Origin of the sequence: Paracoccus salsus (genome assembly GCF_021556615.1) — a bacterium.
In the GTDB taxonomy this organism is placed as follows: Bacteria; Pseudomonadota; Alphaproteobacteria; order Rhodobacterales; family Rhodobacteraceae; genus Paracoccus; species Paracoccus salsus.
On record NZ_JAKGGD010000029.1, the window covers coordinates 1 to 505 of the forward strand.

Here is a 505-nt window from a genome sequence, read left to right on the forward strand (position 1 = left end):
GCCAGCGCGGACTTGACCTTCTCCGCGGCGCCCTTGAACACGGACGCGTCCTGGATGAAGCCCTTGGTCATGAACTCCAGCGGCTCGGCCAGCTGGTTGGTGTCCGGGTCCACGATGGCGACCACGGTGACCAGACCGCCCTCCTGCATGGAGCGGCGCTCCTCGAGGGTGCTCTCGGTGACCTTGCCGACCGTGTCCCCGTCCACGTAGACGAGCCCGGCCTCGACCTTGCCGGCCACGGACACCTCGCCGTCCACCAGGTCGACGACGTCGCCGTCCTTGACGATGACGACCTTGTCCTCCGGGACGCCGGTCCTGCGGGCCAGCTCGCCGTTGGCGTGCAGGTGCGCGGCCTCGCCGTGCACGGGCATCACGTGGGTGGGCCGGACGATGTTGTAGCAGTACACCAGCTCGCCCGCGGAGGCGTGGCCGGAGACGTGCACCTTGGCGTTGCCCTTGTGCACCACCTTCACGCCCATGTCCGTGAACTTGTTGATGATGCCGG

At 68.3% G+C, this 505-nt stretch carries 1 protein-coding gene; it reads right to left on the minus strand.

The window, feature by feature from the left end; genetic code table 11:
* On the minus strand, positions 1-505 hold a 505-nt coding region (locus L1965_RS15970), incomplete at both ends, for an MBL fold metallo-hydrolase RNA specificity domain-containing protein (protein ID WP_277882985.1).